Source organism: Nonomuraea sp. 3N208 (genome assembly GCF_052245935.1).
Taxonomy (GTDB): domain Bacteria; phylum Actinomycetota; class Actinomycetes; order Streptosporangiales; family Streptosporangiaceae; genus Nonomuraea.
Genome location: NZ_JBQQBR010000009.1, coordinates 247831 through 261631, shown reverse-complemented (window position 1 = coordinate 261631; position 13801 = coordinate 247831). Strand labels below are relative to the sequence as shown.

Below are 13801 nucleotides of genomic sequence, written 5' to 3'. Positions count from 1 at the left end.
TCAGGCTCTAAAGTGAACAGACAGCACGGCCACGGGGGCCCGATGTCTGACGAATGTGAGCTGATCGTCTTGCGATACGACACACCGAGTTTGGAGCGGTGGAACAGTCGCGCCTACGACAGCAGCTTCGGCTACGTCTCCACGCAGGGCGCGCCACTGGTCGACCTGCTGGATCCGCGGCCCGGCGAGCGCGTGCTCGACCTCGGATGCGGCACGGGCGTGCTCACCGCGCAGCTCGCCTTCAGGGGTGCGGACGTCCTCGGCATCGACGGCTCGACCGCCATGATCGAGAAGGCTCTGGCGCAGTACCCGGGCATCAACTTCATCGTCGGAGACGGGCACGACTTCACCGTGGTGGACCGGTACGACGCGGTCTTCTCCAATGCGGCCCTGCACTGGATGAGCCGGGATCCCGCCACCGTGATCGCCAACGTCCGCGAGGCGCTCACGCCCGGCGGGCGCTTCGTCGCCGAGATGGGCGGCGCGGGCAACTGCGCCGAGCTGACCGCCGCGATGCTGACCGCCTGGCGCGAGTACGGCCTGCAGGAACCCGACCTGCCGTGGTACTTTCCCACGCCTGCCGAGTACGCCCGCCGGCTCGAGCAGGAGGGGTTCGTCGTCAGGTTGCTCGAATACTTCGACCGGCCGACCCCTCTTGACGAGTGCCCTGGCGGGGCGGCCGATTGGGTACGCATGTTCGCCGCGTCGGCGCTCAAGGGGCTCGCACCGGAGATCGTGGAGCCCCTGCTTCGTCGTGTCAATGAGCTGGCAGCGCCCGCGCTTCGCAGGGAGACTGGCTGGATGGCCGATTATGTGCGACTGCGCTTTGCCGCCGTTCGGCGCTGATGCGTAGTGCATGATGCGTAGGGCTGTTTTGCCGGACTATGGTCTGTTCCGTGGGCGGCGAGATTATGGCTGCACCGCTGCGGCGGCGTGAGGGGCTGGTGAACGGAACGGGATGAACTTCTGCCTGAGCGACCTCGTACCACCGTTGAGGTGGAGCGACGCGTCGACGATCACGCTACTCACCGGGCAGCCGGACCTGCCGGATGCGTGGTGGCGCAGTCTGCCCATGCCGCATGTCCTCGCCGCCATCGGCCCAGAGTCCCTGGGCGAGCTGCTGACGGAGATCGCCCTCGAGCGGTGGCCGGCTGCGGCCCTGGGTGACGTGCTGCCCGCCCTGCACGTGCTCGACCCGGATGACGCCGACGAGCCCGCCGTCGCGATCGCGCTCGACCGGGCCGGGTCGTGGCCCGGACTGCTGGGGCTGACCAGCCGGGAGCTGGTCGACCAGCCCTTCATCCAAGCGCGCCCGGTGCTCAACACGCTGTTCTCGGCCGTGTTCGCCCGCCTGGCGTCCCCCCAGGCCGCGCCGACGGCGGCGGCGCCCCCGTCGGACGCGGCGGCCGCGTCAGCCGCAGTGGTCCCGTCGCCCGCGGCGGTGCCCGCGCCGCGGGTCGAGCCGCACGGCCTGCCGGAGCCCGCCGAATCCACACCCGCGCCAGAAGCCGAGCCCGCGCCGGACCCGGTGACCGCCGAGTCCGCGCCGGATCCCGTAACCGCCGAGTCCGCATCTACGCCGGACACGGTGACCGCGGAAGAGCCTGAGGCCGTCGCTGAGGGGCCGCAGCCGGCGTCCGCGGCCGAGGAGCCCGCCGCCGAGGCGGTCGCGGCGGAGGACGAGGCTGAGCCGATCGCCGAGGTGGCGGCAGAGGACGCGGCTGAGCCGGTCGCCGAGGCCGCGCGGCCCGAGGCCGAGGCTGAGCAGCCCGAGCCACACGCCGCCCTCGCCTTTCACGAGGGCGCCCCCGGGCGGCCGGACGCCACCCGGGGTGAGGACGGGGCCGCCGCGACTGACGAAGGCGACCTCGAGCCCGCCGCAGCAGGCGAGGTCGTCCCAGAGGGCGCGATCTCCCCCGAGGCGGCGTCTCAGGAGAATGTGCCCGAGGAAGGCGCGCCGGAAGGCGGCGAGCCGGTGCTGGACGCCGACGCCGAGCCCGTCGTCGAGGCAGGCGATGGGCCCGAGCCCGTGCTGCACGCGGACGAGGACCCCGCCCCCGAGCCGGCGGCCGAAGCAGCGGCCGCGTTGGCGGAAGCGCGCCGGAGCTCGCCCGAAGGCGGGAGCCACCCGGAGGACAGCGCCGAGGCCGAGGGTGCTCCGGAGGACAGCGCGGAAGCCCAGGGCGCCCCGGAGGACAGCGCGGAGGCCCAAGGCGCCCCGGAGGAGAGCACCGAGGCCGAGCAGGCCGACGAGGAACAGCAGCCGGAGCCGGTCGCGGCCGAAGCTCACGAGCAGGAGCTCCCCCAGCTCATCGAGGCCGCGTTCGCCGGGCTGGACGACAAGAGCTGGGCGGTGGCGCAGAACCGGGTGTTCACCGACGAGCCCTCGGCCGTGGATCAGCTGGCCAAGCTGTTCGCCGTCCCACCGGCCGAGATCTCCGCCACCGAGGACGAGTTCCGCGGCCGCCTGAACCGCTGGCTGGCCAGCGAGGAGGCGGCCCCGTACCGGGCGCATCTGGACGAGCTTCGTAGAACGCTCGGCCCCGCAGCGCCCAAGGAGCAGCTGATCGGCGCGGCCGACTGGCACAGAGTGGAGATCCGCGCGCTGGAGGTGCCCGCCTGGCAGTTCGTGCTGGCGACACTTCCTGGCCAGGCCCAGCCCTTGGCCCAGCAGCCCCAGACCGACCTGCCGCCACGGCCGCAGCCGCCGATGGACCTGCCTGCGCAGTCGGCGTTCGGCCCCGTGCCGATGCCGCCCCCCGGCCCGCCGCAGTTCCAGGCGTTCACCCCGGGCGCGCCCCCGCCGGGCGAGTCCAACGGCGGGTCGGGCGAGCAGAAGCCCTACCAGCCGCTGAAGGACGTCTCCCAGACCAGGCGCTGCTTCCGGCAGCCGGACGGCCGGTGGTGGTTGCGCATCGACGTGACCGCCGAGCAACTGGCGGGCGGCGAGTGCGCGCTGCCGACCGGCTTCGCCTCCTACCTGGGCTTGTCGCCGGGTGAGAGCAGGACGGTCAGGAGCGCCGCGGGCGAGCTGACCATGACCTGGCACGGCAGGCCCGTGCTCGAGTCCATCGAACGCCTCCTCGTGGACGTCGGCGCGCGTGAGGGCGGGCACCTGTTCCTGACGCTGTCGGACGAGGGCGTGCTGCGGGCCAGGCACCTGCCGGTCGCCGCGCAGGGCGCCGAGACGATCACCAAGGCGCTCCGCCTGGTCGGGTACACGGCTCCGGGCGGGACCCGGGATCAGGCGGCTCGAGTGATCGCCACGAGGATCGGCATGACGGGACCGGTGAGCCTGCCGGACCTGCTCGTCAGGCTCCGCGAACGCGGAGACCGCGATCTGCTAGCCCTCTTGGACTGAGCCGGTGCCGCGGCTCGCGATCGGCCCTGAGTTTCCCAGGGAGCTCGGCGCACTGGCTCAGCCGGTGCGCAGGGACGCCGTGGTCGCGCTGCGCCGGTTCCTGCTGAACGTGGCCGGCGCGCCGCACCCCCAGCGGGTGCGGGGCGCCAGGGATCCGCGGGTCGCCACGCTGCGGCTGGCCGAGGGGCATCGCGGGGTGGTGGTACGCCAGCGGGACGTTTATTGGCTGCGTACGGTCCTGCCCGACCCCGAGGCCTGGTCGTACGCGCAACGCCACAGGTACGGCGTCAACCCCGTGGTCGGCGTCGTCGAGGAGTGGGACGCCGAGGCCCTGGAGCGGGTGGAGCCCGCGCTACGCAGGTCGGCCAGGGCGTCGCGGCTGTTCGCCCCGATCTGCGACGGCGACCTGCTGGCGCTCGGCCTGGACGGGCATGCCCTGCCGCTGTTCCGGCTCATCACGACCGAGGCGGACGTGGCCGCGCTCGAACCGCTGCTGCCGCCCACCCAGCACCTCCCGCTCGCCGTACTGGCTCGCGGCGGCTCACTGGCGGAGGCCTGGCGCGAGCTGGACGCCTGGCGCGCCTCGGACGCGGGCACCGGGCCGATCGACCCCGACGACCTGCACGCGGCGCTGCGGCGCAGCCCGGACCGGGCGGCGTTCGCGACCGACAAGGTGGCGCTCGACCGGGTGCTCGGGGCGCCGGAGTGGTGCACGTTTCCCCATCCCACGCAGCACCGGCTGGCCAGGGCGGCCCGCTACGGGCATCCGGTGCTGGTGGTCGGCGGCGCGGGCACCGGCAAGACCGTCATCGCTCTGCACCGGGCCGCCCACCTGGCCGCGAACGGCAGCGGCCCGGTCCTGCTCATCACATTCTCGCAGAGCCTCGCCGAAGAGCTGTCGGCCAAGCTGGACGTGCTGATCGAGGACGAGGTCCTCCGCAAGCGGGTCGAAGTGGACAACGCCGAACGCCTGGCCATGCGCATCGTGGCCGACGCGGAGGGCCGCCGCCCACCGCTGGTCGGCCCGGAGGCGCGGACGCTGGCCCAGCTGACGGACGAGGCACTCAGGCTGCTGTCGCTCACAACCGGCGACCTGCTCGACGACGTGGAGCCGGAGCGCAAGCCGTACCGTCACATCGTGGTGGACGAGGCGCAGGACATCAGCTCGGCGCAGTGGCGGCTGCTGAGGGCGGCGGTGCCGCGCGCGCACGACGACCTGTTCATCGTGGGCGATCCGCACCAGCGGGTCACCGACACGCGGGTGGCGCTCGGCACCCTCGGCATCCCCGCCGAGCAGCACTTGTTGAAGGTCTCCTACCGGCTGCCGCAGGAGCTGCTGTCCTTCGTGGTCCGGCTGCGCGGCGGCGGCCCCGCGCCCGGCCTGGTCAAGGGCGCGACCGAGATGTACGGCTACCGCGCCACACACAACGGTGAACGCCCCATGATCAGGGCGTACGACTCGCCCGAGTCGGAGCTGGCCGGGCTGCGGGCCACGATCGAGTCGTGGCTGGCAGACGGCGTGCCCGCCGGCGAGATCGCCGTCGGCGCCCGCACCACCCGGCTCGTCCGGCAGGCCAAGAAGGCGCTGACGGGCCTGAACGTGCGGGCCTCGACCTTCCAGCATCTGAAGGGGCTGGAGTTCGAGCGGGTGGCGCTCATCGGCGTGGCGGAGGGCGTGGTGCCCGAGCCGCCGCCGGAAGAACCTGGCGCGAGGGCTCGAGCCTTGCAGCGCGAGCGGAGCATACTATTCGTCGCCTGCACGCGAGCGCGGGCGATGCTCTATATCTCCCATTCCGGAAGAGGCAGCCCCTTTATACCCCTCTGATCACATAGTCTGAACTGCGGATACTTCCCATTGCCGGTTGGACCTCAATGAACCTCAGCCTGAGCGACCTCGCGCCACCCGTGCGCTGGACCTCCCCTGGTCAAATCGCGCCGATCGTGGAGGAGCCCCAGCTGCCCGAGGCCTGGTGGCATGCGATCCCCCTCGACCGCGCGTGCGCCATCGTCGGCACCCCAACCGTGGCGGGCCACCTGGCCGACCTGGCCGTGGCCTGCTGGGGACACCTGCTGCTCGGCGACATCCTGCCGCTGGTGCGCTTCTCCGACCCAGCCGAGGCCGAGCGAACGCCGGAGTCGCTGGGCAAGGACGTGGTGCAGAAGCTGTTCACCGGCGTGTTCGAGCGGCTCCTCGAGCCCCCGCCGGACGCGGTGCCCGTGACGGCACGGCCGGACATGCCACTGCCCGAGGTGATCGACGCGCTGTTCGCGGCGCTGGACGAGCGGCAGCGGGCCATCGCCCGCGACCGGCTGTACGCGGCGCAGCGGGCCACGCTCGACGAGCTGGCGCAGCGGTTCTCGGTGACGCGGGAGCGGATCAGGCAGATCGAACGCGACCTGCGCGAGCACGTGGAGGCCTGGCTCGCCGGCGCCGACGCGGTGGCGCTGGTGGCGCACGTGGCGTGGCTGCGTACCCGGCTCGGCTCCGCCGTCCCGGCCGACGACCTGCAGGCCGCCGTGCCGTGGCACGGGACCGAGCTGCGCACGCTGGGGATCCCCGCGTGGCGGTTCGTGCGGACGCTGCTGACCGGCTACGAGCAGTCCGACGGCTGGCTCGTCGCGGGCGGGGCGGACGAGCTGCGCGAGAAGACGCGCCAGCTGTTCGCCGACGGGCCGCGGCCGCTCGGCGAGGCCGTGTCCATGGTTGCCCAGCTCGGCGTGCGCGAGGACGTCGCCGAGCGGTGGATCCTGGCCGTGCCGCAGCTACGCGTTCTGGGCCAGCACGTGGTGCCCTGGCCGCGCAGCATCAACGAGAAGACGGAGGCGGTGCTGGCGGTGGCGGGCGCGCCGCTGTCGCCCGAGGAGATCCAGGAGCGCATCGGCGAGGACTACAGCCTGGTCGGCATCCGCAACCAGCTCACCGCCGACGAACGGTTCCTGCGGGTGGACAGGAACAAGTACGGGCTGGCCCGGTGGGGCGGTGACGAGTACCTGGGGATCAGGGAGATGATCGCCAGGGAGATCGAGCGGGCCGGCGGCGAGGCGTCGGTGAGCACGATCGTGACGAACCTGACCTCCCGGTACGAAGTCAGCGAGAGCTCGGTGCGGGCGTACTCGGGCGGGCCCGGGTTCGAGCGCACGCAGCGGGGCTGGATCCGGGTGGCGGGCACCTCGCCGAGCGGGGAGCCGGAGCCGTACCAGCCGCGCAAGGACGTGTCGGAGACCCGGCGCAGCTTCCGCTCCCGGGACGGGCGCTGGTGGCACCGGGTGGACGTCAACGCCGAGCATCTGCGCGGGTCGGGGTCGCCGCTGCCGACGGGGTTCGCGGCGTACCTGGGCATGGCGCCCGGCGGGCAGCTGACCGCCTCGGCGCCGTCCGGTGACGTGGTGATCAGCTGGCACAACCAGCCGACCATGGGGTCGATCAGGAACGTGCTGGCCGAATACAAGGCGAACGAGGGCGACCACGTCTTCCTCACCGTGTCGGACGGAGGCGAGTTGCTGACCCGCTACCTGCCTGCCGCTCCCGTCGGGATGCCGCCCATCAACCGCGCGCTCTACCTGTTCGGCTACACCGCTCCGGTCAGCTCGGAGATGGAGGGTCTGCGGCTGATCGGGGCCAGGATCGGGCTGCCCGACACGGCCACCCGCGAGGAGATCCTGGGCAGACTGCGCGAGCGCGGCGACCGGGACATCCTCGGCTTCCTGGGCGGGTGAGCCCTGGCCGTCCGGGTTCGGGCTAAGCTCGGGAGATGTTGCGGATCTACGACACGCGGACCAGGCAGGTCGAGGAGCTCGCCGTCGGGCGGGCGGTGCGGATGTACTCCTGCGGGCCGACGGTCTACCGCTACGCGCACGTGGGCAACCTGCGCACCTACCTGCTGTCCGACCTGATCAGGCGGGTGCTCGAGCGGCGGCGGACGCGCGTGCTGGCCTGCCAGAACATCACCGACGTCGGCCACCTGACCGACGCCGGGGTCGACAAGGTCGTGGAGCAGGCACAGGCCGAAGGGCGCTCCGTGCGGGAGCTGGCGCGCTTCTACGAGGACGCCTTCAGGAACGACACCGCCGCGCTCAACCTCCGGCCGCCGGAGCACACGCCGCGCGCGAGCGAGACGATCGAGCTGATGATCGAGCTGATCGCCAAGCTGATCGAGAAGGGGCACGCGTATGTGGTGCCGGACGGGTCGGTGTTCTTTGACGTACGGACATTTCCCACCTACGGCGAAATTTCTGGAAATCGCCTGGACGCACTGAAGCCGGCACAGCGCATGGACGCCGTCGACCCGCGCAAGCGCTTCCACGCCGACTGGGCACTGTGGAAACCCGCCGAAGGCGAACTGACCTGGGAGACTCCGTGGGGCCGGGGGTTCCCGGGTTGGCACGTCGAGTGCTCGGCCATGTCGCTGCGGTACCTCGGGGCGTCCTTCGACATCCACACCGGCGGGATCGACCTGCGCTTCCCCCACCACGAGGACGAACGGGCCCAGTCCAACGCGGCGGCCGGGCAAGAGGTCGTACGGCACTGGGTGCACGGGGAGCACCTGCTGTTCGACGGGCGCAAGATGGCGAAGTCCACGGGGAACGTGGTGCTGCTGTCGGACGTGGTGGCGGACGGGCTCGATCCGCTCGCCGTGCGGATGGCGTTCCTGGAGCACCGGTACCGGCAGCAGATGAACCTGACGTGGGACACGCTGCGGGCGGCCGATCGTACGGTGCGGCGGTGGCGGGCTCGGGTGGCCGAGTGGGCCGAGTCGCCCAGCGCGCCGATGGCGTCCGCGTACGTGGCGCGGGTGGAGGCCGCCTTCGCCGATGACCTGGACACGCCCGAGGCGTTGCGGGTGCTGCGGGAGCTGGAGCGGGACGAGTCGGTGGCCGCGGGGGCCAAGTTCGAATCATTCCTGCACGTGGACCAGCTGCTTGGGCTGGATCTCTCCACGGACATCGGCAAGGTGCGCGTGCTGCCCCCGGGGGCGGGGGAACTCCTGGAGGCGAGGGCCCGGGCGCGCGAGGCGAAGGACTGGATGGAGGCTGATCGCCTGCGGGACGAACTGTCCGCTCTGGGGGTCCGCGTCTCCGATACCCCCGACGGCCAAACCTGGACCTGATCCATCCCACCGCCGCTCGCCGCACCACCGCCCGCCCCTCCGTGCGCCCGCCGGCGCATTGAGCCGGAGCGGCGTTCTCACCTGTTCATGACCCCAACCATCTACGGCGGGTGAGACGTTGGCAGCCTCCTGTGACCGCCACCTCAAAGTCGCCTGCGAAGGACGGTGAAGTCGGCCGGAGGAGTGATCGTGGGCTGCCAGACTTAGTGCCAGTTTCGGCAAGATGGAGGTGTCGGTGAGGCCCTATGCGTGGATGCCGCGGCCGTTGCGGTGGTTCGCTCGGGTGTTGACCGTTCTTCTCGCCCTGGCCCTCGTGCTGGCCGGGGTCCTCGTCTACACCGTGCGGAAGTCGTTCCCACAGGTTGATGGATCGTTGCGACTACCCGGCTTATCCGAAGATGTAGAGGTTTATCGCGATAAGTGGGGAGTCCCCCACATCTATGCCGGCAGCGCCGCCGACCTGTTCATGGCCCAGGGGTTCGTCCACGCCCAGGACCGCTTCTACGAGATGGACTTCCGCCGCCACATGACCGCCGGCCGCCTCTCGGAGCTCTTCGGCGCGTCCACCCTCGGCACCGACAAGGCACTCAGGACCATGGGCTGGCGCAAGGTCGCCGAACAAGAGCTGCCGGAGCTGGCCAAGCAGACCCAGGACCACCTCACTGCGTACTCCAAGGGCGTGAACGCCTGGCTCAGCGCCAACCCCAACGCCTCCGACCGCAGCCTCGAATACTCCGTCCTGAAGCTCCAGAACGGCGGCTACAAGCCGGAGCCGTGGACCGCGCTCGATTCCCTCTCCTGGCTGAAGGCCATGGCCTGGGACCTGCGCTCCAACATGGAAGACGAGATCGACCGCGCGTTGATCGCCGCCAAGCTGCCCAGGGAGCGGATCGAGCAGCTCTACCCCCGCTACCCGTACGACCGCCACTCCCCGATCGTCACCGAGGGCACCATCGATGAGGACCGCTTCAACCAGCGGGCCGAGCCCCGGCTGCGTGCCGGCCTCGGCGCTCTGACCCAGGCGGCCAAGACCCTGGCCGCCGTGCCGAGCACGATGGGCACCGAGGACCGCGAGGGCGTCGGGTCGAACTCGTGGGTGATCTCCGGCGAGCACACCGCAAGCGGCAAGCCGCTGCTGGCCAACGACCCGCACCTGTCCCCGCAGATGCCGTCCGTCTGGTACCAGGCGGGGCTGCACTGCAGGAAGATCTCCGACGAGTGCCCGTACGACGTCACGGGGTTCACGTTCTCCGGCGTTCCCGGCGTGATCATCGGACACACTGACAAGATCGCGTGGGGTTTCACGAACCTGGGTCCCGACGTGGCGGACCTGTTCCTGGAGAAGGTGGACGGCGACACGTACCTGCACAAGGGTGAGCAGGTGAAGCTGGAGACCCGGCAGGAGCAGATCAAGGTGGCCGGCGGCTCCCCCGTCACGATCACCGTGCGGAGCACCGTGCACGGCCCGCTGATCAACGAGGTGATCGGCGACGCCAAGCCCACCGGCGAGGCGAACGCGGTGGCGCTGCAGTGGACGGCGCTGACTCCTGGCAAAAGCGCCGACGCGATCTTCGCGTTGAACAAGGCCGCCGACTGGCAGGAGTTCAAGGCCGCGGCGGCGCTGTTCGAGGTGCCCGCACAGAACCTGGTGTACGCCGACACCACGGGCAAGATCGGCTACCAGGCGCCAGGCCGCATCCCCGTACGCCAGAGAGGCGACGGCACCTGGCCGGTCCCCGGGTGGACAGGTGAGTACGACTGGAGGGCCGCCCCCATCCCGTACGACCAGCTGCCGTCGGTGGAGGACCCGGCGGACGGCTTCATCGTGACGGCGAACAACGCGGTCATCGACCCCAGGCGGTACCGGCCGCTGCTGACCGAGGACTGGGCGTACGGCTACCGCTCCGAGCGTATCCGCGACCTCGTCAAGGACGCGATCGAGAAGGGCAAGGTCGACGCGGCGACCATGTCCAGGATCCAGCAGGACACCCACAACGGCTTCGCGGAGACGCTGGTTCCGGCGCTGATGGAGGTGGACCTGGCGGGCCCGAGCGCCCAGGCCAGGCAACTGCTCCAATCGTGGGACGGCACGCAGAGCGCCGATTCCGCCCCCGCCGCGTACTTCAACGCGGTCTGGCGACAGTTGCTCGTGCTGACGTTCAACGACGAGCTGCCGGAGGGTGCCAGGCCGGCCGGAGGCGACCGCTGGTACGAGGTGATCAGGCGCCTGCTCCAACTCCCGGACGACCCCTTCTGGGATGACGTGACCACGAAGGACCACACGGAGACACGTGACGACATCCTGCGGCAGGCGATGGCGTCGGCGTACCACGAGCTGTCGCAACGGCTCGGGGCGGACGCCCGCGGGTGGCGGTGGGGCGACCTGCACCAGCTGGCGCTGGTCAACGGCTCGCTGGGGACCTCGGGGATCGCGCCGGTCGAGTGGTTGTTCAACCGCGGCCCGGTTGCGGTGTCCGGCAGCAAGGACGCGCTGAACGCCACGGGCTGGAACGTTCAGCGGGACTACACGGTCAGCGCCGTGCCGTCGATGCGCATGGTCGTCGACCTGTCCGACCTGGACGGCTCCCAATGGATCAATCTGACGGGCGCCTCCGGGCACGCCTTCCACGCCAATTACTGGGATCAGGCGGAGGTGTGGGCCAGGGGCGACTTGCTGCCGATGCGCTCCACACCGGAGTCGGTCAAGAAGGCGGCCGCGCACACCCTCAGACTGACGCGCTGAACGTACGACCGGGGTCGTAGTCACGATCCAAACCGTGGGCCGACGCGCGCGGCGGGGTCCGGCTGCCAGCATGGCGCGCATGAATCGCCTGTGGTATCTCGTTGGGCTCCTGCTAGTGCTCGCAGGTCTCGTCCACCTGGGCGTCTTCGTCGTGGACGGCGGGCCGTGGGAGGGCGCGGTGTCGTGGCGCAAGCCGTTCACGTTCGGCGTGTCGTTCGGGCTGAGCGTCCTGACGCTGACCTGGGTCTCCCAGTTCATACGTCTCCGCGCCCACCACCTCTGGCTGGGCGCCTTCGCTGCTGCCTCCACAGTGGAGGTGGCTTTGATCACCGTCCAGGCGTGGCGCGGCGTCCCATCCCATTTCAACCTGGAGACCGTCGTCGACTCGGCCATCGCGAGAGCCCTGGCGGGCGGCGGCGGCGTGCTCGTCGCCATCGCGATCATCATGACCGGCGCCGCGTTCCGGGCCAACCCTGATCTCGCGCCCAGCATGCGCCTCGCCGTGCGCGCGGGCTTCGCCACGTTACTGGCGGCCATGGCCTTCGGCGCCGTCATGATCGCTCGTGGAGTCGTCGAGGTGGTGACGGGCAACCAGCAGCTCGCCTACACGGTGGCCGTCACGCTGAAGTCGGCCCACGCCGTCTTCATGCACGGTGTCCTGCTCCTGCCCGCGCTGGCCTGGCTCCTGGCCCGCACACCGCACCCCGAGGACGTCCGCCTGTGCCTGGTACGCCTGGCGACCTGGACGTACCTCGTGTTCGCCGCGGCCGTCTCCGCCCTCGCCCTGATCGGCATCACGTTCGTGAGCCCGTCGACCGCGTCGATGCTCTGCGCCGGCGCGATCTCCGGCCTGGCCCTCGCCGTCCTCGCGCTCGGGCGGCTCAAGCGTTGGCGGGCCGACGACGCCGACCGTAGCCTCATGACGTCTGACGGTCCGGCAGGCGGCTCGACTGGCTCACGAAGCAACGCCGAGCTCGGCGGCCCGAGCCATCAATCTGACTGAAGCTTGTCAACCTGGGCTGCCGCCACTCCTCCTCCACCACAGCGGCGCGCGGGGGTAACCACCATCCTCAAGATCGGCCAGACGCTCAAAAATGTTGTAGGTGGCCTGGTGCCCACACAGCATGACCGAAACCAGCATGGCCAGGAGGTAGAGCGGCAACATGGGCAGCCCGACGCACCATGCCCACTGCGTGGCGTGTCGCCCTTCATGCAGGACGAGCCGGTCACTCAGCGAATCCCACCTGGTCAGGACGACGTTCCCTACGGTGAACGCCCCCGCGATGGGGAAGCGGTAGCGGTAGCCGAAGGCGAGGATGAGGCCGTCGGGGCCGGGTCGGCGGGTGGCGCCACCGATGATCGAGATCAGCAAACCGAGCGGAGTGGCGAGATTGATGAAGTTCGCCACGCGCCGGAACCGAAAGCGCTTGTCCATGCGTCTCAGTCTTGACCAATCTTGACATCTCGGAATAATGACCAGGGTCCTGAAATCTCCTACAAGAGCAGGATTATGAGATTCTCCATCCTGGGCGCGCTGCTCGGCACCGTCGCACTGGCAGGAGCCGGTTCCGTCGCGATCACCCAGACGTCAGCGTCCGATCCCCTACGATTCTCTGACACCGCTGCCGACGGGCGGGTGGCTTTAGCCGCCGCCACTCCGACCGCTTCTCCCACGGAGACGCCACCACCCCCCACTCCCACTGAGACGCCGCCACCGCCCACTCCCACTGAGACGCCGACCGCCACTCCCACGGAGGCACCGCCCGCCGAGGACTACGTCGTCACGACGGCGGTGGTCAAGAGGAGAGGCACCTCCTTCCTAGACGTCTCCATCGAGTACACCGGTGCCGCCATCTTCAGCGTCAAACAGAGGGTGTGCAAGCGAAGGTCGTGCAAGACCGCGAGCGCGGACATCCCGGTGACCGAAGGAACAGCACAATCCATCAGGAGACTGGGCTGGGGCACGTACAAGAAGCGTGGTGAGCCCGCCGTCACCGTGACGCCTCTGCCGACCGTGACGGTCACGGTGCCCGGCCCCACGGTCACGGTCACCGAGCCCGGTCCGACAGTGACGGTCACCTGCCAGCCCGCACCGACGGACACCGTCACGCCGACGGATGTCCCCACGGAGACGCCGACGGCGACCGTGACCCCGACCGAGCCGCCCACGACCACGCCGACCGAGACCGTGACCCCGACCCCGACCGTGACTCCGACGGAGACGGTGACGACGACTCCCACGGACACACCCACAGAAACGCCGACCGGAACCCCGACGGACACCGTGTCGCCGACGGTACCTCCCACGGAGATCCCCATCTGCCCAGCGCCGGAGGAGCCCACGGAGGCCCCGACGGACACGGCACCGCCGACGGAGACCCCGACCGCCGTCCCGACGGAAACGCCCACCACGACACCGACGGAAACGGCCACGACTCCCACCCAGTGACAGTGGAGCCACGACCGGCCGTCTGATCGGGCCAGGCCTATGCGCCTGGCCCGACTCATGCCCGGACACCACGATCCAACCCGGCACGCCCGAACGGCCCCGTAGCCGGCCGCGCCCCGACAGCCCGGCACGTCCACAGG

At 70.6% G+C, this 13801-nt stretch carries 9 protein-coding genes; 7 read left to right on the top strand and 2 right to left on the bottom strand.

Annotated elements, in window-relative coordinates; all coding sequences use genetic code 11:
• The first annotated feature begins 42 nt into the window (after window positions 1–42).
• From ACTWPT_RS16430 to ACTWPT_RS16400, 7 genes are all read left to right on the top strand, one after another.
• Window positions 43–846 carry a methyltransferase domain-containing protein gene (locus tag ACTWPT_RS16430; RefSeq protein WP_443178233.1) on the top strand — a complete coding sequence of 268 codons (804 nt, stop codon included), beginning with the start codon at window positions 43–45 and terminating at the stop codon, window positions 844–846.
• Between the two features lie 112 nt (window positions 847–958).
• The gene (locus tag ACTWPT_RS16425) at window positions 959–3361 is read left to right on the top strand and encodes a hypothetical protein (RefSeq protein ID WP_443178232.1); all 2403 of its coding nucleotides are present in this window, start codon (window positions 959–961) and stop codon (window positions 3359–3361) included.
• 4 nt (window positions 3362–3365) lie between these two features.
• Entirely contained in the window at window positions 3366–5186 is a 1821-nt protein-coding gene (locus ACTWPT_RS16420) for a UvrD-helicase domain-containing protein (protein ID WP_443178231.1), read from the top strand.
• Window positions 5187–5233: 47 nt separating this feature from the next.
• Window positions 5234–7078 carry a sigma factor-like helix-turn-helix DNA-binding protein gene (locus tag ACTWPT_RS16415; RefSeq protein ID WP_443178230.1) on the top strand — a complete coding sequence of 615 codons (1845 nt, stop codon included), beginning with the start codon at window positions 5234–5236 and terminating at the stop codon, window positions 7076–7078.
• A 35-nt stretch (window positions 7079–7113) separates the two neighbouring features.
• Complete coding sequence (cysS, locus tag ACTWPT_RS16410) at window positions 7114–8469, top strand: cysteine--tRNA ligase (protein ID WP_443178229.1); 1356 nt, start codon at window positions 7114–7116, stop codon at window positions 8467–8469.
• 253 nt (window positions 8470–8722) lie between these two features.
• Window positions 8723–11212 carry a penicillin acylase family protein gene (locus ACTWPT_RS16405; RefSeq protein WP_443178296.1) on the top strand — a complete coding sequence of 830 codons (2490 nt, stop codon included), beginning with the start codon at window positions 8723–8725 and terminating at the stop codon, window positions 11210–11212.
• A 79-nt stretch (window positions 11213–11291) separates the two neighbouring features.
• Window positions 11292–12215: a hypothetical protein gene (locus ACTWPT_RS16400; protein ID WP_443178228.1), complete on the top strand. Its 924-nt coding sequence runs from the start codon at window positions 11292–11294 to the stop codon at window positions 12213–12215.
• Between the two features lie 6 nt (window positions 12216–12221).
• Here ACTWPT_RS16400 and ACTWPT_RS16395 read toward each other — a convergent pair whose 3' ends face one another.
• Window positions 12222–12647: a hypothetical protein gene (locus ACTWPT_RS16395; RefSeq protein ID WP_443178227.1), complete on the bottom strand. Its 426-nt coding sequence runs from the start codon at window positions 12645–12647 to the stop codon at window positions 12222–12224.
• A gap of 338 nt (window positions 12648–12985) precedes the next feature.
• A complete protein-coding gene (locus ACTWPT_RS16390) occupies window positions 12986–13645 on the bottom strand; it encodes a hypothetical protein (protein ID WP_443178226.1) in 660 nt (219 codons plus the stop codon).
• Window positions 13646–13801 lie beyond the last annotated feature (156 nt).